Raw genomic sequence first — 19,868 nt, 5'->3', positions numbered from 1 at the left:
AAGCGTGATCCCGTCAGGCCCGGGGAACCGAGTAACCCTCGTTCATCCGATCCCAGGTCGAGGGGCCCACGCCTCGCTGCCGCAACTCGACCTTCCGAACCTTCTGAGTAGCCGTCATGGGAAGGCTTGACAAGATGTCGACATAACGCGGGACGGCGTAGTAAGGCATTCGCCCTTCGCAGTAACGAAGAAGCGCGCCCGGATCAATCGATGCGCCCGGCGCCGGAACTACTGCGACGAGGATGTCGTAGTCGCCGATTTCAGCCGTCACCGCCACGGCGGCGCACTGGCGCACACTCGGGTGCGCGTTGAGCACCGCCTCGATTTCGCTCGACGAAATGTTCTCGCCGCGGACGCGGATCGAATCGCCCATCCGGTCCCGGAAATGGAGATTTCCATCCTCGTCGATCATGCCCGCGTCGCCGGTGTGGAACCAGAGGTTCCGCCATGCTTCGACCGTCACGTCGGGACGACGCCAGTACCCGCGCATGAACCCGAACGGCACCCGAGGGCGTATCAGGATCTCCCCTACCGTGCCGACCGGGAGCTGGACGTCTGTGACGGGGTCACCGATGACGACCTCGAAGTCGTCGACCGGGCGGCCGCTACTTCCCGGAACGAGCGGCTCGTCGTGGCGGCGAAAGGCGACCATGCCCGCATCTGTCAGCCCGTATCCGTCGATGCACGTGACCCCGAACCGTCGTTCGAAGTCGCCGACGATCGCCGCTGGAGCGGGAACGGTTTGCAGGATTCGCAGCGGATTGTCAGCGTCGTCGTCGCGAGCGGGTTGACGGTACACGAACTCGGTCATGACTCCGAGCATGTTCGACACCGTCGCGCCGACCGATCGCACCTCATTCAGCCACCGTGAGGCACTGAACTCGGGCCAGATCGAGATCCGCGCGCCGGCCATCAACGGTGCGGCAATCTGCAAGATCTGGGCATTGCTGTGGAACAGCGGCATGCAACAGAAAAACACGTCATCGTGACCGGCGCCGGCGGCACGCAGGTAGTTGCGTGCCGACACGCATCCCTGGCCGTAGGTGAACATGATTCCTTTGGCGGGACCGGTGGTTCCGGACGTGTAGAAGATCGCGCTCAGGTCGCTGAACTCGGCTTTGCGCAAACCCGCTATCGGTGCGGATGCGAGCACGGTCTCGTAGGCGACGGCCGGAACTCGACCGACCGCGACGGGGGCGTCGTCACCGGCCACCACGAGGGTGCGCAGTCGCTCCGGCAGGTCCAATGACGCCAGGTGCGGCAGGGACGCGGCGTCAACGATCATCACAGCTGCCTGTGAATCCTCGAGGATGTGCTGCAGGAAGGCGCCGCGAAGGAATGTGTTGACGGGAACCTCGATGGCACCCAGCGCGTTGCAGGCAAGCCAGGAATAGACGATTTCGAGCCCGTTGGGAAGCATCACCAGAACGGTATCGCCCTCAGCAACTCCCAGTTCCCGCAATCCGCCGGCAAGACGCCGCGTTCGTTCGTGGAATTCCACATACGTCTGGGGCGCCTCGTCCCGCCACTGGATGAAGGCGTTTTCGGGGGTTTCCGAAGCCCAATGGTCGAGCGCGTCGAGAACCGAAACCTCAGTCAAATCCACTCGAAGCCTCCTGCGGTCAGGACCTGGACGGGGTGTTCAAGCTCCCGCTCGTCCCGATGCCGGCCCCGCCGTCGATCGGGACCACGGCTCCGGTGACGAACTTCAGGTGCGGCGACACGAGCGTCGCGGCCAGGTCGGCGAATTCGCGAGGCTCGCCGACCCGTCCCATCGGTAGCCCGATCCCGAGACCAGCCTTCGAAAGCTCCGGCTGTCTGTCCAGCGTCTTGCTCAACAGGGGGGTATCGAAGAACCCGGACAACAGGGTGTTGACGGTGATGTCGTGCGTCCCGACCTCCAGGGCAAGGGTCTTGGCGTAACCGATGACCGCGGACCACACCGCCACGGACGCTGCCATGCCGATGGCCGGGCGCTCGACGATGCCGGAGACCACGTTCAGGATGCTGCCGCCTTCGGCCGTCATGTGCGGCAGTGTCGTTCGCACGGATCGCACCACGTAGAAGAAGTGGCGTGCCAACGCTCGCATCCAGGTGTCGTCGGTGAGTTCTGCGATGCGGCCGATCGGCGGACCGCCATCATTGGTGACCAGAACGTGCACGGCTGGGCCGAACCGGGCGACCGTCGAGGCCGTGACCCGGTCGAGGTCGGCGGCGTCCGAACAGTCGGCGGCCAGTCCCAGGACCCGTTCCTCGCCGTACTTACCGGCAAGGCGTCCCGCGGCGTCCGAGATCTTCTCCGCGCGTCTCGCGAAGATCGTGACGAGGGCACCTTCGCTTAGGAGACGATCTGCGATCGCGAATCCCAAGCCGTCGCTGCCGCCGCCGACAATGGCGACCTTGTCGGTCAGTCCCAGGTCCATCAGTCCACTCCGATCGAGGCCAGGAACGATTGCGCGTTGCCGTGGAAGACGTCGTCGAGAACGTCCGGGGCGAAGCCCTGCTCACGCCATTCGTCCGCGAGTCGTTCGTGGCTGAGCATCGGGTAGTCGGCCCCGAAGAACACCCGCTTGCGCAGCCGCTTCCCGATCTCACGTTTGAGCTCGTCGGAGAAGTAGCGGGGAGACCACCCGTGTAGCTCCATCCAGACATTCGCCTTGTGCAGCGCGATGGCGATCATCTCCGACTGCCACGGCCACGCCACCCGGCCCGCGATCACGTTCAGCTCGGGATAGCGGGCCGCGATGCGGTCGACGTAGCGGGGATGGCAGTCCTCGAGCGTGATGCCCATGCCCCCACGAGTCCCGGCGCCCAGTCCCGTCGTACCCACGAGCATCAACACCGGACGACGGGCCTCGACGCACAGATTCAGGCAGGCCTCCCACGCCGGCCCGTCCGGTAGGCCGGCGGCCGGGGCGAACGGGTGGACCGACAGCCCGACCAGCCCCGGCCCGTCACTCAGGCAGCGCTCGAACTCCTTGACGTGTTCCGGCCGCGACGGATCAATGCCGATCCAGTTGCCGAGAACAACGTCGGGATGCGTGCGTGCGAAGTCGAACGCGTAGTCGTGCTGATCCCGCACCGCGCCGACATCCATCTTGTACGTGTACGCGAGGTCGAGCATCACCCGGGCGCCGGCCTGACGAAACTGGGCGGCCTGCTCCTCCTCGCTGACGAAGCTCATTTCCCACTTGAAGTAGCCCTGCAACGCCTTCCGATTCTGGGCGTTCTCGAAGGGACTGCCTTTCCAGCCTCGCTCGGTGCCCCAATGGGAGTGGAAGTCGATCAGCCGGGGCGTGGTTGCGCTCAACGCGGAGACCTTTCTTGATGGGTTGCCGAGGCCGACGCCGTGCGGCGGGTCTTGACCTGTTCGGTGAGTTCCCGTTTGAGGACCTTCCCCGTCGGTCCCAGGGGAAAGGCTTCGAACAGTTCGAGATGCTGGGGCAACTTGTACTTGGCCACGTCGTTCTTCATGAAGGCGATGACGTCCTCCAGCGTGAGGCCGGTACCGGGCCGGGGTATGACGCAGGCGCACACGTTCTCGCCGAAGTAGTCGTCGGGAACGCCGACCATCGCGACCTCGGCGACGTCCGGGTGTTTGGCCAGCACTTCCTCGATCTCTCGGGGCCAGATGTTGGCGCCGCCGTGGATGATCATGTCCTTGGACCGGCCCGAGATCGTGAGCCTGCCCGCGGCATCGAGGTAACCTCGATCCCCGGACCGGAACCACCCGTCCGCGGTCCAGCTCTCGGCGTTCTTCTCCGGGTTGCGGTAGTACCCAACCATGATCGTCGGGCCGGTCTTCACGATCTCGCCCTCGGTCCCGGTGGGTACATCCGCATCGTCCGCGTCGAGGACGCGCACGTGCTGCCACGGATAGGGTCGTCCGACCGTGCCCACCCATTCCTCATAGGACTCTTCCTGCGAGGTGCACGAGGTGAGTCCGGATTCGAGCATGCCGTACAGGTCGACCACCGGGCAGCCCAGCCGTTCGTTGGCCTCCTGGAGCACTTTCCCGGGTGTCGAGGATCCGCCGGTCTGCACGACGGTCAAGGACGACAGATCCCGGTCACCGAGGCTTTCCTCGGCCAGGATCGCGATGAGGGCGGTAGGTGCGGCGAGGAACGTCGTCACCGCGTACCGTTCCACGAGGTCCAGTGTGGCAGTCGGGTGAAACTTCTCCATGAGGACGGCGCGGGCCCCCGCGATCGCGGTCTCGACGATCGCGAAGAAACCGGCGTTCAATCCGACAGGCAGAAGCACGAGAATGGTGGAGTCGCCGTCGACACCCCGCTCGTCGATCTCGCGCTGAATGGTGAACAGGGTGGTGTTCGCGGTGTGCATCACCGCCTTGGGTTCTCCGGTGGTTCCCGAGGTGAAGGCGATGCGCATGACGTCGTTCGCGCCGCTGGGCCGGTCGGGTGCGCGGTCGGCGGGATCTGGATCCTCGCGGATCTGGTCGAGCGTGGCCCACGTGCTCTTGTCGAAAGCGGCCTGGGATTCACCGGTGGGCACGACGACTGTGTTGACCAGTTCGGGGAGGCGGGACCGGATCCCGTCGATCATTTCGACGTGGTCGAAGGCGCGGAACCGATCCGGCACCACCAAGGTGTGCGCTTCGGAGAACCGGAGGATGAACTCGAGCTCGCGGGCGCGATAGTCCGGCGGGAACTGGCAGAACACCGCGCCCAGGCGGACCACGGCGGCGAGCACGTACACGAACTCGAGCCGGTTCGGGAGCTGGACCGCGACGACATCTCCGCGCCGGACACCCCGGTGGGCCAGGCCGGAGGCGACTTCGCCGCTGATGCGCCACAGCGCGCCCCACGTGATCTCCGACCGGTCATCGACATACGCGATCTTGTCCGGGAGCTCGCGGGCGTTGCGCCGGAACATGTCGGCGAGGGTGGTGTCCGTCCAGTAGCCGGCGGCGGTGTATTTCTCGATCAACTCTGGTGTGAGGAGCGTGTCCGCTCGGGTGATGGCCATGAGGGTCCCTTCGGCAGATGCCTGCTGGTCACCGGCTCGGTCGAACGCCGAGGGTACTTACTGACATGCGTATCATAAAATGATGACCTGACTATGTCCACACGTCGCGTGCGTGTCAAGACCGGGAGGAGGAGAACGCGCGGGATCGTTGAACTCCGGCCACGGCTCCGCTCGATGGGACTCGCCGGGTAACCTTCGGACACAGGCGAACGGGGGAGAGTGAACGGTGCCGCGTACGCAGAAGGAACGAAACGAAGAGACCCGCCGGGCACTCTTGGAGGCGGGAAGCTCGCTGCTCCGGGAAGTGGGTTACGCCCGCACCTCGGTCGCTCAGATCACTCGCCGGGCGAACCGGGCGCACGGAACGTTCTACCTGCACTTCAAGAACAAGCGAGATCTCGTCTCGGTCCTGCTCGACGACATGGCCGATGAGGCCCGGCGGCATGCTCGTGAGATCTGGCGCGCCGCACCCCAGGTCGATGCGATCTGGTTGGGACTTCGCGACTTCCTCGCCCGGATCTCGCCGGATCGCGGCCTGTGGTCGTTGCTCGAGGAGGTGGTGGCGCTCGAAGAGGACGCGGCGCCATTGAGGTCAAGGCTCCGGCGCCTCTACGTCGAGCCGATCCTGCGTGGTCTCCAGGAGCACCCGGACGGACTCGCATCTCGCGCACCGAACATCGAGCTGGTGGCAGACCTGCTGGCATCGATGGGTCTGCACTTCGCTCGGACTGGGAGTCTCCCCGCCTCCCCGGACGTCACCGCGCTGCACATGACGGTCGTCTGGTGCCGAGCCATCGGGCAGCCGATCACCGAAACGGATCTCGACAAGCTGCGCGACATGTTCGCGACGAACTAGTGTCGCGCGAACGGTATTGCCCGGCGGCCCGGCGAGCAGCAACCGTGGAGAGGCGGACCGAACCCGACCCGCCCCTCCATGCCAGTCCTTCTGTCCGGGTGCGCCACCTACGACGGAGCGGGCAGCAAGGTGGTTCGCGCGCCCGGGCCCGTCAACACGTCGGCGACGAGGTCCGGCGCATCGAGCATGAGGTCATGCCCGACCGGCACGGTGTGGAACGACCATGCGGGATCTTCCGCCAGCCCCTTGTTGATCACATAGGGATTGGCGTCCCACCCTTCGGCCAGGACGAATGTCTTCGGCAGGTTCTCCAGGGTCTCGGGCGAGAAGGCCAGTTTCTCGATCGCCGTGGCCAAGGGGAACGGCGTGCTGAGTTCGTCCACCAATTTCTGGTTCTCCGGCCGCACGCCGAAAAAGCTGGCCGGGAGCGGATCCATGTAAAGCCCCCGGTTCCCCGAGGCCGCCTCGACGAAGGCAGTCCGCCAGGCCGGGTAATCCTCCACCATGGACTTCCCGGGAGAAGGCACGACCGCATCGAGGTAGACCAGACCTCGCACATGCCGGCGTTCCCGATCGGCCGCCCCGGTGATCACCATGCCGCCGTAGGAATGTCCGACAAGGACGATGTCGTCCAACTGCTCCCACTTGATCAGGTTGACGAGGTCCTCGACGTGCGTGGACAAGGTGATGTCGCCATTCAGGCGGTGGCTGTGCTCCGCGCTCCCGGAAAGGGATGGCGTGTAGACCACGTGGCCCCGAGCCCGGAGCATGGTTGCGAGCGGTTGGTAGACCCACCCCCCGCGCCAGCCACCATGCACCAGTACGTATGTCGTCATCGTTGACTCCTCGAATAGTTGTCGATCGAGCTGGGTCCGTGGGTGGGGAGTGGGCCGGTCAGAGGGAGAACGAGTAACCACCGTTGACGGGGTACGTCTGACCGGTGATCCACGAAGCGGCGTCGCTGGCCAGGAAAAGTGCGAGTCCGGCGGCGTCGGCCGGTTGCCCGAGCCGCCTGATGGTGTAGTGCTTCAGCATCTCCTTGCGAACCGCTTCGTTCTGGATCACGGGCGCGGTGGTCGGAGTTTCGATCGTCGCCAGGGCGATCGAGTTGGCGGTGATCTGGTAGCGGCCGACGGCCTTGGCCACCGAACGTGTCAAACCCATCGCGCCGGCCTTCGCGCCGGAATAGACGACGAAGTTCGGTTCACCGACGCGGCCGGCGTCCGACACGATCGTGATGATCCGACCGAATCGACGCTCGACCATGCCCGGCAGTGCGAGGCGAGTGCTGTTGAGCACCCCATAATAGTTTACCTTCATCCATCGATCCCAGTCGCCGGGCGACGTCTCCCAGAACGGGACGGTTTCCACGATGCTTTCGGACGGCCCGGCGTTGCCTGCGTTGTTCACCAGGATGTCGACGTGCCCGAAGTGTTCCTCGGCGGTCGTGAACATTCGCTGGACGTCGTTGTAGTCGGACACGTCCGAGGCGACGTCCACGGCGGTAGCGCCCGCGGAGGTCAGCTCCACGGCGACCGCCTTTGCGCGCTCGCCGTAGAAGTCGTTGACCACGACGGCGGCACCGCAGTTCGCCAGGTTCCGCGCGATCTGGGCCCCCACGCCTTGGCCGGCCCCGGTCACGAGGGCCACCTTTCCGTCGAGGTTCAGAAGATCGGACATGAGGACTCCTCAGGCAGGCTCGTCCATCCATCGAGGTCTGGACACTTAGTGATAGCCGTGTCAGTATGTGAGGCAGAACGAGGTGCTGGCAAGTCATTGCTCGATCGAGGCACTGAGAGGGTCTTCCGATCTTCAGGTGTCTGATCAGCCTGGCTTCTCGCACGGTGAACACCCCTCAGGGCGGGGCTGACGACACCGCGAAGCGGCGGAAGGACGAAGACCATGCCGAGAAGCCAGTGGCCTGCCGAACTGGTCGTGGAAGCGCTGCAGCGCGAAGGCGTTCGCGCGATGTTCGGCATCATCGGCGGACACATCGCATCCATTCAGGACTTCGCCTACCGCGCGGGAATCGACGTCCTCCAGGTACGTCACGAGCAGGCAGCCGTGCACGCCGCCGATGGGTACGCCCGCGCGACGCGTGGCCCTGGTGTCTGCTTCGCGACGGCCGGGCCGGGCATGACGAACACCGTGACGGCCATGCACATGGCGTATGTCAACCGCACGCCTGTTGTGCTCCTGCTCGGTGGTCACAAGGTTCGCGAGGAGGGCCGGGCCACGATGCAGGAGGCCGACGCCCGCTCCGTTCTCGCCTCGGTCACCAAGTCGTTCCGCCGCGTCACCGTTCCGGAACAGGCCGATCTCTACGTGCGCATGGCGTTCCGAGAGGCAATGACCTTCCCTTATGGACCCGTGGCGATCGAGTTCCCCAACGATCTGTTCAATGACCATCCGATTCCGCCCGAATCCCGGATCGGCTGGCCCGGAGCCGGCGTGCACCTGGGACGACCGCCTGCGGTCGCGGGCGATCCGCAAGGGGTGGCTTCCGCCTTCGAGGCACTGTCCGAAGCGGAACGTCCGCTGATCATCGCGGGGGACGGTGTGCATTGGGACGACGCAGGAGCCGGCCTGCGTGAGCTGGTCGAGAAGCTTTCGGTGCCCCTGTCCCTGCGACGGCACGGCCGGGGTGCCGTTCCCGAGGACCATCCGCTGGTGATCCCCGCGCCCGCGCGGAAAAAAGCGCTGGCCGATGCGGATGTCGTCATGCTGCTGGGGATGCATCTGAGCTATCTGGAAGGTTTCGGGGACTGGAAGACGTCAGCCGGTTTCATCCAAGTCAGCCGCCATCCGTCCGACGTCGCGGTGAACCTCCGGACCCTCGTCGAGATCACTGCCGACCAGACCACATTCCTGCGCCAGATGAACCTCCTGGCCGCGGACCTGCCCGCCGGCCGGCCTCGTCCGTCCCTGCCGTGGGCGGACGCCTGCCGGGAAGACGTGGCGCGGTGGCGAGCCCGGCGCGATGCCGGCGTACGCGACCTTCTCGGCCGAGAGGTCATCCACCCCATGGCCTTCGCAAGCGAACTGTCCCGGCTGTTGCCCGACGACGTGCCGATCATCCTGGACTCGTTCACCGCTTCCGGGTTCCTGGCCGAGTTCCTGCAGCCCAAGGTATCCGGACGCGTCATGGATGCCGGTCTGTCGGCGGCGTTCGGGCACGGAGTCGGCATGGCACTGGGCGCTTCGATGGCGTCGGACGCCGGTCCGGTGGTGTCGGTGCTGGGGGACGGCGGCGTCGGACTCGGCGGCGGCGACATCGAAACCGCTGTCCGCTACCAGTTGCCCGTTGTCTTCGTCGTCTCCAACAACAGCGCTTACGGCAGTGGAATGGAGGAGTACGCCTACGGGCCCGGCTACTCCATCCTCGGAGCCAAGGCCCGCGAGGGCTTCAACCTGACCGCCGACGTGCGCTACGACCAGATGTTCGCGCCTCTGGGCTGTCACACGGAATTCGTGACGAAGCTCGCCGAGTTGCAGGGAGCTCTCGAGCGGTCCCTTCGATCCGGTCGTACCTCGGTGGTCAATGTCGTGGTCGACCGCCACGCGCGGCCGGGGTTCTACGAGACCGTCCACGCGCGGGAGATGTTCTGGCACCTGCCTGCCGACGAGGTGATGGAGCCGGCCCGGCGCCGGCACCACGAGACCTTGTTCCCCCGCTACCACGGTGGAGTGACGTTGTCCGAAGCACTCGGGCTCAAGGAGGGCTCCGACTCATGACCGAGGTGGTCTACGAAACCCGGGCGAGCGGTGCGTGGATCCGCATCAACCGCCCGGAAGCGATGAACTCGCTGAGCGTCGAGGTCCTCGAAGGCATCATCGCGGGCCTGGAGAAAGCCCGCGAAGACGAAGCCGTGCGCGCCGTCGTGCTGACCGGCACCGGCAAGGCGTTCTGTGCCGGTGCCGACCTCAAGAAGATCCTGTCGTTCCGCGGCGCGGAACTGGTACGAGGGCATCGGGAGTTCCTGGCCTGCGCGCACAAGGTGTTCGACGCGGTCGAGATGTTCCCCAAGCCGGTCATCTCGGCGGTGAACGGGCTGGCACTGGCCGGTGGCCTCGAACTCATCCTTTGCGGCGACCTGGTCATCGCGTCGGAAACCGCGAAGCTGGGCGACGCCCACGCGAACTACGGCCTTCTCCCCGGAGGTGGTGCTTCGGTGAGACTGCCACGCACCGTCGGGCCCACGATGGCCAACTACCTCTTCTTCACCGGCGAGTTCCTCCCCGCGTCCAGGCTCGTCGCGTGCGGGCTCGTCAATGAGGTGGTGCCCGCGGACACGCTCGAGACCCGGGTGGCCGAGATCGTCGAGGTGATCGCAACCAAGAGCCCGGTGGGTCTCGCCCGACTCAAGCAACTGGTCCGGGACGGGATGGCACAGGAAGTACCCACCGGGGTGCGGCTGGAACTGCTGACGTCCGAGGCACATGCCCATTCGGAGGATTTCGCCGAGGGCCTGACGGCGTTCAAGGAGGGCCGGTCACCCGTTTTTCCCGGACGTTGAGCCAACACCTCGAACCAGAGTCATAAGGAGCTGCAACTGTGGACGACGTCCGGTATGAGGCATTCCGCAAGGACGTTTTCGAGCGAATGTGGACCGAGCTCGCTCCGTTCGAAGACAGGATCGAGAGGGAGGAACAGATCCCGTACGCGGAAGTCAATCCCATCATCACCGATCTCGGCCTGTGGGGATTGATGGTCCCGGAGGAGTACGGCGGGCTGGGGCTCACCGTCAGTCAGTACCTTCCGATCCTGTCGGAACTGTCCAAGATCCACGGCGGGATCAGAGTTGTCCTGCACGTCCACAACTCCAATGCCCATGCTCTGTCCGTCATCGGCTCCGAGGAACAACGGCGAGCTGTGCTTCCCGGGGTCGCGGCCGGCACGATGTCGGTCGCTTTCGCCCTGACCGAGCCGGACTTCGGTACCGGAGCAGACCTCGGCAGCACGGCCGTCCGTCACGGCGACGAGTACGTCCTGAACGGACACAAGCATCTGATCTCGAACTCCGACTTCGCCAGTCATTTCATCTACTTCGCGAAGACCGATCCGGATGCCGGCGAGCTGGGTGTCAGCGCATTCCTGGTGGAGCGCGGCACGAGCGGATTCGACATCGAGCCGTTGCCGCACACGATGGGCTGCAAGGGAGGTGAACACGGCCGGATCACCGCAACCGATGTCCGGGTGCCCGCCCGGAACCTCCTCGGCCAGGAAGGGCAAGGGGTGGCCCAGTTGGAGGAGACTCTCGAACTGAGCCGCGTGCTGGTGGCCGCGTCGTCGCTCGGCACCGCCGAACGGGCCCTCGAACTCGCGGTGGAGCACTCCCGCACCCGAATCACGTTCGGCAAGCCGCTGGCGCAACGTCAAGCGGTCCAGCGCTACATCGCCGAGATGGCTCAGGACGTGTACGCGCTCAAACTGATGCTCGGTGACTGCGCGCGAAAATGGGATGCCGGCCGCCGCATTCCCGCGGAGGCATCCATGACGAAGAACTTCGGGCTCGAAGCCGTCGGCCGGGTGACAGACCGTGCACTGTTGACTTTCGGCGGAGTCGGCTACACCCGCGCCCACAGCATCGAGCGCCTGTACCGGGACGCGCGCCTCAATTGGCTCGAGGAAGGAACGCCGACGATCCAGAACATGGTCGTCGCACGTGCCTTCGTCGGCGGGCACACCCTCGGCGATGCCTCGTGAGGAGATCGTGCGAGGGAAAGGTCGCCGTCGTCCTCGGCGGCACCAGGGGCATCGGGCTGCAGACAGCGCTCGCGCTGGCTGAGGCGGGAGCCGTCGTCGTACCCACCGGGCGCACGGAGGAATCCGCGGCCCGCGCCGCGGCGCTGATCGCCGAGGTGGGCGGCGACGCGACACCACTGGCTTTCGACGTCGCCGACCCCGCGGCGAGTGAAGACGCGATGGAACGCGTGGCGCAACAGCACGGCTCGGTGGACATCCTCGTGGCGAATGCTGGTGTCAATACCTATCTCGGACGCCCGGAGCACCTCGGAACCGACGTCTGGGACGCCATCAACGCGGTCAACAGCCGCGGCGTGTTCTTCGCGGTGAAGGCAGCCGCGCGCCGCATGTTGCCGGCGGGTGGCGGCAGCATCGTCGTCGTCTCCTCCGTGACGGCGTCGGTGGGGACGAAGCGCGGAATTCCGTACACCGCAACGAAGGGTGCGGTGGAGGCGATGACCCGGACACTGGCGGTGGAATGGGCCGATCGCGGCGTGCGGGTGAACGCGGTGGCCCCCGGCTACATCGACACCGATCTCACCGAGGGCCTACGCGACAACCACGACCTGTGGCAGGAGTACGTCCGTAAGATCCCAGCCGGACGATTCGGCAAGCCCGAGGAGGTGGCGCCGCTGATCGCCTTCCTCGCCTCCGGCGCGGCCTCCTACATCACCGGTCAGGTGTTCGCCGTCGACGGCGGTTTGCAGGCCTCGTAGCGCCGTCCTCGGCCGAGGCGGTCATCTCGGTGTATCCGAGTGTGCGTGACCAGATGGACGAAATCTCGTCCGCCATTTCGTCGCCGGTCCAGCTGTAACCCTCCTGGTAGGCGGCTCGGGTGCTGTCGGACAGCATCGCGGCGAAGACCTGCGCGAGAATCTCCGGATCGAGACCGCGCAGGAGTCCGGGGGTCTCGGTGGCCACCATCTCGCGTGCTATGCCGCCGGCGAGTCGCTGGAACCACTGGTCGCTCAGCTCCTTGAAGACCGGCTCGATGCTGCTGCGCTGGTCGAGGAGCAGCCACAGATCACGATCCTCGCCGAACTCTTCGATGAACCTGCGGACGGTCTTGCGCACGCTCGCGCCGGGTTCGTCCCACCGCCACAGCGTCTTCGACTCGATCGCCACCTGAGCCATGGCGTCCTCGAGCAGCGCCCGAAGGACCGCCTCCTTGTTGGTGAAATGCAAGTAGAACGATCCGTGTGAGCGACCCGCGCATTTGACGATGTCGGCCACCGTGGCAGGAGCGTAGCCCTTCTCGGCGAACACCTCTCTGGCCGCGGACAGCAACCGTCGCCGCGTCTCGGCGTTGCGTTCTTTTTGCGTGGCCACGACTATCAGTCTACTGTCACCTGGCGCGCGCCCGGACTCGCGCTCATCCGCCCAGCACGCCGGTCCGGCCGGCTCGTCCGTCCTTCAGACGGACAGCACCGTGATGGTGGCTGCCGCCGGGTTCGGGCCCAGGTAGCCGCCGCCGTTCTCTGCCAGAGTGACACGAGCCGACGGCACCTGGCGATTTCCAGCGCGCTGCCGAAGCTGGTCCACGAGTTCGACGAGCTGAGCGACACCGGTGGCCCCTTACCGACCAGACCGCCACTCGGATTCACCGGGATCCGGCCACCGATGGCGGTGGCACCTGATGCGAGAAGGCGGGGTCCTCGGGGCCGAGCCCTGAAGCCGCGGCCGACGCGCGGACGAAAACACGGTCCAGGCCCAGCTGTGCGGCTTGCCCTCGGACATCATGACGAGGGCGGCAGCTCCATCACTGATGGGCGAGCACATCAGAAGCGTCAACGGACCGCTGATCTGCCGGCTGCGGGCAACATCTTCGGCCGACACGGTGCCAGGGGCCGCGACGTACGGACTGAGCGCAGAATTCCGATGGCTCTTGGCGGCCACCGCGGCGAAGTCGTCTTCGGTGGACCCGACTCCTTCATGTAGGTCGTCGCCATGTGGGCGTAAACATCCATGAAGAACGACTGGTTACCGGCCCTGGCCCAGTTCTCCTCGTACGGGCCGGCCTTCACCTCGTCCAGACGTTCGAGGTCGACCGCACTCCCGAGTGCCGCGAATGTGCGTGCTTTGTCCTCATGCGTGAGCTTCTCCGAACCAACGACGAGAACGATCTCCGCTCGCCGGCAGCAATCGACGTCGCCGCAAGATGAACAGCGGTCGATCCCGAGGCGCACGCGTGCTCCACGTTGACGACCGGAACCCCGACAGGCCGAGATCTCTCAGCGCGACCCGCTCACGAATCATCTCCTGTCCGATCAGCAGGCCCGAGGTTGCGTCGCTGAAGAAGACTTGATCGATCTGGTTCGCCGCCACCCCGGCGTCGAGAAGGGCGCTTTGAGCGGCATCATCGGCCCGTGCACGGACGGTGGACCCGGGAACCTGCCAAACGTTGTCGTGCCGGCTCCGGTGATCACGGGCTTGGTCATAGATGCACCTCGCCAGATACTGATGACTACGTCAGTCATCTGAGCATCGCCACAAGGCGTCAACCACGCGAGGTGCTGACCGGCACGACCAAACTCATCTCAGCGGCGAGGAAGCAGCGTTCCGCCAGCAAGCACTCAACGAGGCGGCAGCCGCAGTACCGGACACAGTGCGGCGGGGTTCGCCCGTGGGGTGGATGCCTGGCTGTACCAGCATTACCACCGGACCCGGTGGGACTCCGGCGATCATCGGGGTTCACCCCCGACCTGAGCTACCCGGTCTGGAGTTGGTCGCTGTCGCCCGTCGGCCCGGGTGATCGCTACGAGCAACCTGGATCGAGCGGCACCGATGCGCAGCGTTCCGTCGAAGGGTGTCTGCGGAGATCGGTCGGCGATGCTCGTCCCCGTGGCGCGCGTCCGTCTCTCTCGCCCGCTGAAGCAGATCGTTGTCAATCATGGTCGAAGCTGGAAGGCCATTCTGCCTCTCGGCCGGAGTGTCCTCGGGCTTCGCGTCATGCCTGGACAACTCCGGCGCCGCCTGTCGGGTAACGCCCGGTTCGTCGGCGAAACGCGCCTCAATCCGCTCCACGTCGTCGGACCTCGCGTCGTTCGTCGATGTATGACTGTCAGTTCCTTCAGCAGATCCGGGCCGACCTCGGCCCAGCCGATCAGCAGCAACGGGCCTACGGCGCCGAAGGCGGCAAGCTGGTCGTAGTAGCGCGGTTGCCCCGGCCAGGGCTAGCTGCCGAGTAGGAGTCCGAGAATCGAGAGGTCGACGGCCGGTGCGACGAGTGGAGCGACCCAGACGGGGACGGCGAGCCGGAGTGCGAGGTTGAGGACGTTGCCGAAGCCGAAGAGGAAAGTGAGACCGACGACCACGCCCATGATCACGGTGACGGCCTGAACGACGGTGGCTGCACCTGATCCGGATGAACTAGACAATTCGTCCGCCAGCCGAGTCATCGGGTACCACCTGCTTCGACGCGTGGACGCCCATGGGTGTCCCGTGTGGGGGCGCCGCGCCCGCGCAGCTTGTTCAGCACGGTGGTGTGGTTGACGCCCAGGTGGTCGCCGACTCGTGCGAGGGACCAGCCGAGGTTGTAGAGGTGGATGGCGTCGTCGACCTGCTCAGGGGAGAGGCCGCGGCGACGCATCGGCACGCCATGCCGGCGGAGGATGTTGCTGACCGTCCGCCGTTCGATGCCGAACCGGTGACCGAGCTCGTACACCGTCGCGCCGGACCGGTAGCCGGCGATCAGCTGCTCGACCTGATCGGAGCCGAGTTGCCGGGCGCGGCCGGGGCGGTCGCGCTTCATCGACGGCGGCTCTTGTATCGAGGCTGGGGAGCTCCTCACGGAGCTCTTCCAGGGTCCTGACCTGGTCTTTTATGTTCGAGTAAGGTCCACTTAGCTCCACGGTTTTCAAGACGGCGGTGCGGCGCGAAGTCTTCCCCGCGCGAGCGGGGATGCTCGCCGCGGCGACCGACCGGTCCGTGGCGTGGTGCGACCTATTCGACGAAGGTGGCGGTCTTGGAGCCACCCATCGAGGACACGGTGACCTTGCGGGGGCGCTCGGTCCCGGTGAAGGCGTACTTGGCCTCGACGGGACGTACCGGGGCGAGACTGCCGACGGAGCGGCCGCCGTGGTATTCGCCATCGCGAGCGTTGTTACCTGGTGGATCGGTGTGCCGGTTACGCTCGTCGTCAGAGCTGTCGCGCGGATAGGGCTTGGCGTCTTTGTTCGGGATCCACCGCCACAGCATCTCGGACGACGCGAGCAAGGCCGCCGCAGGTCCCGCGCACGGCGCCAGCCCTCCCACCATCACCGCTATCACCAGGTGGTGCGTCGCGGCCGCGGCACGGTGACGGCACGTAGGTAGATCACCCACGGCGTTCGGCACGCCTGCACGAACGGAGCCCGTAGTGAGTGTCGCGGAACGGCGCAAAAGATCAACAAAGAAAAACCCCAGGTCTCTGACCTGGGGTGACTGTGCGCCATCAGGGACTCGAACCCCGAACCCGCTGATTAAGAGTCAGCTGCTCTGCCAGTTGAGCTAATGGCGCTGGCGTTTGCCGCCGGTTCTCCCTGGCGACTGGAAAAGATTAGCACGCGTCCGGATGCCTCCTGACGGAGGGTCGGGAAATCACGTTTGAGCAGGTCGCGCCCCTGCGCGGGCTGTGATCGGGCAGACTGGAACGGAGTGGCACGAAGCGGGCGTTCTTCACACGATCGGGGGAGGCTGGGATGAGACGTTCGGCGGTGGTGGGCGGCTGGGCCTGCCTGGTACTGGTCGCCGGGCTGCTGGCGGGCTGCACTTCGGAACCCGGTAGCGGGGGTACGGGCGGTCAGGGTGCGCCCTCGTCCGCGACGGCCGAGGTGGCCAAGCCGGTGACCATCGCGACGGTTCCCGCGACCGGGGCAAGCGACATCGCGCCAGGGGAACCCGTTTCGGTGACGGCGTCCGATGGCAGGTTGACCGAGGTCACCCTGCGCAACCCGGCGGGTGAGGTGGTTCCGGGGGTGCTGGCGGCCGACGGCGGTTCGTGGGAGTTCACCGACGGTCTGGGTTACGGCAAGCAGTACACGCTCACCGCCGTCGCCGTGGGCGCCGACGGCAAGCCGGTCACGTCGACCTCCACGTTCACCACGATCGGCAAGCCGCGCCGGACGATTTCCGTTTCGCTGAACATGCAGGAGGGCGAGACGGTCGGCGTGGGCATGCCGTTGATCTTCACCTTCTCGTCGAAGGTCACCGACCGGCAGGCGGCTGAGCGCGCTCTGAAGGTGGCGACCGAGCCGGTGACGGAGGGCGCTTTCCGCTGGACGCGTGACGACACGGTCATCTGGCGTCCGAAGGACTACTGGCGGCCGGGCACGAAGATCTCCGTGGACGCCGCCATCTACGGCAAGCCGCTGGGCGGGGGCGCCTATGGCTTGGAGGACCGTGCGGCATCCGTCACGGTGGGTGACAAGGTGACCGTCGTCGCTGATGGTGGTTCGCACCAGTTGACGGTGTCGGTGAATGACGCCGAGGTGCGGACCATGCCGATTTCGATGGGGAAGCCGGGCCACACCACGCCCGCGGGCACCTACACGGTGATGAGCGAGCACGTCGGCTACACGATGGACTCCGGCACCTATGGTGTTCCGGCGGACACTCCTGGCGGGTACCGAACCTTCGTCAAGTACGCGGTGCGCCTGTCGAACAGCGGGATCTTCTACCACTCGGCGCCGTGGTCGGTGGGTTCGCAGGGCCACCGGAACGTGAGCCACGGCTGCATCAATCTCTCGAACGACAACGCCAAGTGGTTGATGGACCTGTCCAAGAAGGGCGATCTCTTCACGGTCACCAACAGCGGCGGCCAGCAGTTGGAACCCACGGACGGCTGGTCGGTCTGGCAACTCCCGTGGCCCGCCTGGACAACCCCCACAACCTGACCCCCGCCCGACGCGGTCGCCCCAGCGACCGCGTCCGGGCCCAGCTGGTCACCACTCCACGCTCCTCACCTGCCAACGCAAGAAGCACGCACCGTGGGGCCCCGGGGGCTCGGCCCCCGGACAAAATGACGAACCGGGACTGTTCCAAGATCGGTGTTTCTGGCCCGACACGCCGGGCTGAGGTCCGGCGGGATGGGCACTGTGAGTGATGACATCGGATCTTGTGAGTCCACGCAAGCGTGACCAGAAGCCGGCGCAGCTGTCGCCCGAGCAGGCCGCCGCGGCGGCGATGGTGGCCGAGGCCAAGGCGCGAGGGTTGGCGTTGACCGGCCCGGACGGCCTGCTGAAGCTGTTCACCAAGAACGTGCTGGAAACGGCGCTGAACGAGGAAATGACCGAGCACCTCGGCCATGAGAAGAATCAGGCGGAGCCGGACCGGGAATCGACCAACGTGCGGAACGGGACTCGGCCGAAGACCGTGATCTCGGATGCTGCCGGCGAGGTGCGGGTCGAGGTTCCGCGGGATCGGGAAAGCACGTTCGAGCCCCAGATCGTGAAGAAGCGGCAGCGGCGGCTTGCCGACGTGGACGAGATCGTGTTGTCGTTGTATGCGAAAGGGATGACCACGGGCGAGATCTCCGCCCATTTCGGCGAGATTTACGGGGCGTCGGTGAGCAAGGAGACGATCTCGCGGATCACCGACAAGGTTGTCGCCGAGATGCAGGACTGGGCCAGCCGCCCACTCGACGCGATCTACGCGGCGGTGTTCATCGACGCTATCCACGTCAAGGTTCGGGACGGTCAGGTCGCCAACCGGCCGGTCTACGCGGCCATCGGCGTGACCGTGGACGGGCAGAAGGACGTGCTGGGTCTGTGGATGGGCGTCGGTGGCGAGGGCGCGAAGTTCTGGATGAGCGTGCTGGTCGATCTGAAGAACCGCGGGATCCGCGACGTGTTCTTCCTCGTCTGTGACGGCCTCAAAGGTCTGCCGGAGACTGTCACGAACGTGTGGCCGCAGACCATCGTTCAGACGTGCATCGTTCATTTGATCCGCAATACTTTCCGGTTGGCGGCGCGGCAACACTGGGACGAGATCAAGCGGGACATCAAACCTATCTACACGGCCCCGACTCCTGATGCTGCACTTGCCGCGTTGGATGAAGTCGAGCAGAAATGGGGCAAGAAATATGGTGCGATGGTTCGGCTGTGGCGCAACGCGTGGGAAGAATTCGTGCCATTCCTGGACTACGATGTTGAAATTCGGCGCATGATCTGCTCGACGAACGCAATCGAATCACTGAATGCCCGCTACCGGCGGGCGATCCGCGCGCGTGGACATTTCCCCACCGAGCAAGCCGCGATGAAGTGTCTGTATCTTGTGACTCGCAGCCTGGACCCGACCGGGACCGGCCGCGCCCGATGGACAATGCGTTGGAAGCCAGTCATCAACGCGTTCGCCATCACGTTCGGTGACCGCTGGCCGGGAGCCGAAACCTACTAACCGAACCGCCGGAAACACCGATCACGGGATAGACCCGACGAACCCCACCCCGGCGAGGTCGCACAGCGACCGAGCAGGGGTGGGGCTTGTGGGGTGAGTGACGGGACTTGAACCCGCGACTTCCTGGACCACAACCAGGTGCTCTACCAGCTGAGCTACACCCACCATGTTGGGGCGTCTTGCGATCGCCACCAGCCGGGATATCGTAGCGTGGCCGTGGGGACGGGGTGCGCGGGGGGTCAGGTCGTGTGTTTGTGCTGCACTTCGGTGGCCGCGCTGCGGGCTTCTTCGGTGCTGGGGCCGGGCATGGGCACGAAGGCGGTGCGCCGGTAGTAGTCGAGTTCGCTGATGGATTCGCGGATGTCGGCGAGTGCCCGGTGGGCGAGGCCCTTCTCGGGCTTGGCGTAGTAGATGCGCGGGTACCAGCGTCGGACGAGTTCTTTGACCGAGGAGACGTCGACCATGCGGTAGTGCAGGTGGGTGTCGAGTGCGGGCATGTCGCGGGTGATGAAGCCGCGGTCGGTGGCGATGGAGTTGCCTGCGAGTGGCGCGCTGTTGGGTTCGGGCACGTGGGTGCGGATGTAGTCGAGGACGCGTTGTTCGGCTTCCTCGAGTGTGGTGGTGGAGCGGCGGACCTCTTCGGTGAGCCCGGAGCGCGCGTGCATGTCGCGCACGACGTCGGGCATGCCGGCGAGTTTGTCCTCGTCGGCGTGGATGACGAGGTCGAGGCCGTCGCCGAGGATGTTGAGGTCGGCGTCGGTCACCAGCGCGGCGATTTCGATGAGGGCATCCTTGGCCAGGTCGAGCCCTGTCATCTCGCAGTCGATCCAGACAAGACGGTCGGTCACCGGGAAACCCTAACGCGGGCCGCGCGTGGCGGCCCTCCGGCTGGGGTGAACGGGC

General features: G+C 65.8%; 19 protein-coding genes and 2 tRNA genes. 7 read left to right on the top strand and 14 right to left on the bottom strand.

Features of this window, described 5'->3' with window-relative positions; translation table 11 throughout:
* Positions 1–13: 13 nt before the first annotated feature.
* Genes HNR02_RS16165 through HNR02_RS16150 form a run of 4 tightly spaced genes read right to left on the bottom strand, consistent with a single transcriptional unit; the run spans position 14 to position 4,989 of the window.
* The gene (locus tag HNR02_RS16165; protein ID WP_179773983.1) at positions 14–1,606 is read right to left on the bottom strand and encodes an AMP-binding protein; all 1,593 of its coding nucleotides are present in this window, start codon (positions 1,604–1,606) and stop codon (positions 14–16) included.
* A gap of 16 nt (positions 1,607–1,622) precedes the next feature.
* A complete protein-coding gene (locus tag HNR02_RS16160) occupies positions 1,623–2,423 on the bottom strand; it encodes an SDR family oxidoreductase (RefSeq protein WP_179773982.1) in 801 nt (266 codons plus the stop codon).
* On the bottom strand, positions 2,423–3,310 hold the full coding sequence (locus tag HNR02_RS16155; protein ID WP_179773981.1) for an amidohydrolase family protein: 888 nt from the start codon (positions 3,308–3,310) through the stop codon (positions 2,423–2,425). The genes HNR02_RS16160 and HNR02_RS16155 overlap by 1 nt, the downstream gene beginning before the upstream one ends.
* A complete protein-coding gene (locus HNR02_RS16150; protein WP_179773980.1) occupies positions 3,307–4,989 on the bottom strand; it encodes a class I adenylate-forming enzyme family protein in 1,683 nt (560 codons plus the stop codon). Before HNR02_RS16150 ends, HNR02_RS16155 begins: the two co-directional genes overlap by 4 nt.
* A 226-nt stretch (positions 4,990–5,215) precedes the next feature.
* Here HNR02_RS16150 and HNR02_RS16145 point away from each other — a divergent pair, with 226 nt between their 5' ends.
* Positions 5,216–5,845, top strand: coding sequence for a TetR/AcrR family transcriptional regulator (locus HNR02_RS16145; RefSeq protein WP_179773979.1), 630 nt, complete (start codon positions 5,216–5,218; stop codon positions 5,843–5,845).
* A 107-nt stretch (positions 5,846–5,952) separates the two neighbouring features.
* On the opposite strand, the gene HNR02_RS16140 is transcribed toward HNR02_RS16145, so the two are convergent.
* Both HNR02_RS16140 and HNR02_RS16135 read right to left on the bottom strand, forming a co-directional pair.
* Complete coding sequence (locus HNR02_RS16140) at positions 5,953–6,681, bottom strand: alpha/beta fold hydrolase (RefSeq protein WP_179773978.1); 729 nt, start codon at positions 6,679–6,681, stop codon at positions 5,953–5,955.
* 58 nt (positions 6,682–6,739) lie between these two features.
* Entirely contained in the window at positions 6,740–7,495 is a 756-nt protein-coding gene (locus HNR02_RS16135; protein WP_312861033.1) for an SDR family NAD(P)-dependent oxidoreductase, read from the bottom strand.
* A gap of 285 nt (positions 7,496–7,780) precedes the next feature.
* Here HNR02_RS16135 and HNR02_RS16130 point away from each other — a divergent pair, with 285 nt between their 5' ends.
* Genes HNR02_RS16130 through HNR02_RS16115 form a run of 4 tightly spaced genes read left to right on the top strand, consistent with a single transcriptional unit; the run spans position 7,781 to position 12,307 of the window.
* Positions 7,781–9,580: a thiamine pyrophosphate-binding protein gene (locus HNR02_RS16130; protein WP_179773976.1), complete on the top strand. Its 1,800-nt coding sequence runs from the start codon at positions 7,781–7,783 to the stop codon at positions 9,578–9,580.
* The gene (locus HNR02_RS16125) at positions 9,577–10,362 is read left to right on the top strand and encodes an enoyl-CoA hydratase/isomerase family protein (RefSeq protein WP_179773975.1); all 786 of its coding nucleotides are present in this window, start codon (positions 9,577–9,579) and stop codon (positions 10,360–10,362) included. The genes HNR02_RS16130 and HNR02_RS16125 overlap by 4 nt, the downstream gene beginning before the upstream one ends.
* 38 nt (positions 10,363–10,400) lie before the next feature.
* Positions 10,401–11,552, top strand: coding sequence for an acyl-CoA dehydrogenase family protein (locus HNR02_RS16120; protein WP_312861032.1), 1,152 nt, complete (start codon positions 10,401–10,403; stop codon positions 11,550–11,552).
* Entirely contained in the window at positions 11,549–12,307 is a 759-nt protein-coding gene (locus tag HNR02_RS16115) for an SDR family NAD(P)-dependent oxidoreductase (RefSeq protein WP_179773974.1), read from the top strand. Before HNR02_RS16120 ends, HNR02_RS16115 begins: the two co-directional genes overlap by 4 nt.
* Here the strand turns inward: HNR02_RS16115 and HNR02_RS16110 are convergent.
* The 6 genes from HNR02_RS16110 to HNR02_RS16090 form a co-directional block, all read right to left on the bottom strand.
* Positions 12,261–12,920 (bottom strand): TetR/AcrR family transcriptional regulator, encoded by a 660-nt coding sequence (locus tag HNR02_RS16110; protein WP_312861031.1) that lies wholly within the window; start codon positions 12,918–12,920, stop codon positions 12,261–12,263. The two genes, HNR02_RS16115 and HNR02_RS16110, sit on opposite strands and share 47 nt — an antisense overlap.
* Before the next feature lie 84 nt (positions 12,921–13,004).
* Positions 13,005–13,133, bottom strand: a complete 129-nt coding sequence (locus HNR02_RS36785) for a hypothetical protein (RefSeq protein WP_376772864.1) — start codon at positions 13,131–13,133, stop codon at positions 13,005–13,007.
* 1,631 nt (positions 13,134–14,764) lie between these two features.
* Positions 14,765–14,989 (bottom strand): hypothetical protein, encoded by a 225-nt coding sequence (locus tag HNR02_RS35470; protein WP_246338580.1) that lies wholly within the window; start codon positions 14,987–14,989, stop codon positions 14,765–14,767.
* Positions 14,986–15,342 carry a helix-turn-helix domain containing protein gene (locus tag HNR02_RS16100; RefSeq protein WP_179773972.1) on the bottom strand — a complete coding sequence of 119 codons (357 nt, stop codon included), beginning with the start codon at positions 15,340–15,342 and terminating at the stop codon, positions 14,986–14,988. The genes HNR02_RS35470 and HNR02_RS16100 overlap by 4 nt, the downstream gene beginning before the upstream one ends.
* A 191-nt stretch (positions 15,343–15,533) precedes the next feature.
* Positions 15,534–15,860, bottom strand: a complete 327-nt coding sequence (locus HNR02_RS16095) for a hypothetical protein (RefSeq protein ID WP_179773971.1) — start codon at positions 15,858–15,860, stop codon at positions 15,534–15,536.
* A gap of 156 nt (positions 15,861–16,016) precedes the next feature.
* Positions 16,017–16,089 (bottom strand) — tRNA-Lys (locus HNR02_RS16090).
* Positions 16,090–16,270: 181 nt separating this feature from the next.
* On the opposite strand from HNR02_RS16090, the gene HNR02_RS16085 reads away from it, so the two are divergent.
* Complete coding sequence (locus tag HNR02_RS16085) at positions 16,271–17,464, top strand: Ig-like domain-containing protein (RefSeq protein ID WP_179773970.1); 1,194 nt, start codon at positions 16,271–16,273, stop codon at positions 17,462–17,464.
* 208 nt (positions 17,465–17,672) lie between these two features.
* Complete coding sequence (locus HNR02_RS16080; RefSeq protein WP_179773853.1) at positions 17,673–18,965, top strand: IS256 family transposase; 1,293 nt, start codon at positions 17,673–17,675, stop codon at positions 18,963–18,965.
* Between the two features lie 89 nt (positions 18,966–19,054).
* On the opposite strand, the gene HNR02_RS16075 is transcribed toward HNR02_RS16080, so the two are convergent.
* A tRNA-His gene (locus HNR02_RS16075) sits at positions 19,055–19,130 on the bottom strand.
* Between the two features lie 74 nt (positions 19,131–19,204).
* Complete coding sequence (orn, locus tag HNR02_RS16070) at positions 19,205–19,813, bottom strand: oligoribonuclease (RefSeq protein WP_179773969.1); 609 nt, start codon at positions 19,811–19,813, stop codon at positions 19,205–19,207.
* Between the last annotated feature and the right edge of the window lie 55 nt (positions 19,814–19,868).

The sequence above is a fragment of the Amycolatopsis endophytica genome (assembly GCF_013410405.1).
Classification (GTDB): Bacteria; Actinomycetota; Actinomycetes; order Mycobacteriales; family Pseudonocardiaceae; genus Amycolatopsis_E; species Amycolatopsis_E endophytica.
The sequence above is the reverse complement of the archived record's forward strand: the minus strand, read 5'-3'. Positions and strand labels throughout refer to the sequence as shown.

Coding starts and splice junctions, on each gene's coding strand:
- HNR02_RS16085 (WP_179773970.1), top strand. CDS start 16,271: ATGAGACGTTCGGCGGTGGTGGGCGGCTGGGCCTGCCTGGTACTGGTC.
- HNR02_RS16125 (WP_179773975.1), top strand. CDS start 9,577: ATGACCGAGGTGGTCTACGAAACCCGGGCGAGCGGTGCGTGGATCCGC.
- HNR02_RS16140 (WP_179773978.1), bottom strand. CDS start 6,681: ATGACGACATACGTACTGGTGCATGGTGGCTGGCGCGGGGGGTGGGTC.
- HNR02_RS35470 (WP_246338580.1), bottom strand. CDS start 14,989: ATGACTCGGCTGGCGGACGAATTGTCTAGTTCATCCGGATCAGGTGCA.
- HNR02_RS16160 (WP_179773982.1), bottom strand. CDS start 2,423: ATGGACCTGGGACTGACCGACAAGGTCGCCATTGTCGGCGGCGGCAGC.
- HNR02_RS16100 (WP_179773972.1), bottom strand. CDS start 15,342: ATGAAGCGCGACCGCCCCGGCCGCGCCCGGCAACTCGGCTCCGATCAG.
- HNR02_RS16080 (WP_179773853.1), top strand. CDS start 17,673: ATGACATCGGATCTTGTGAGTCCACGCAAGCGTGACCAGAAGCCGGCG.
- HNR02_RS16150 (WP_179773980.1), bottom strand. CDS start 4,989: ATGGCCATCACCCGAGCGGACACGCTCCTCACACCAGAGTTGATCGAG.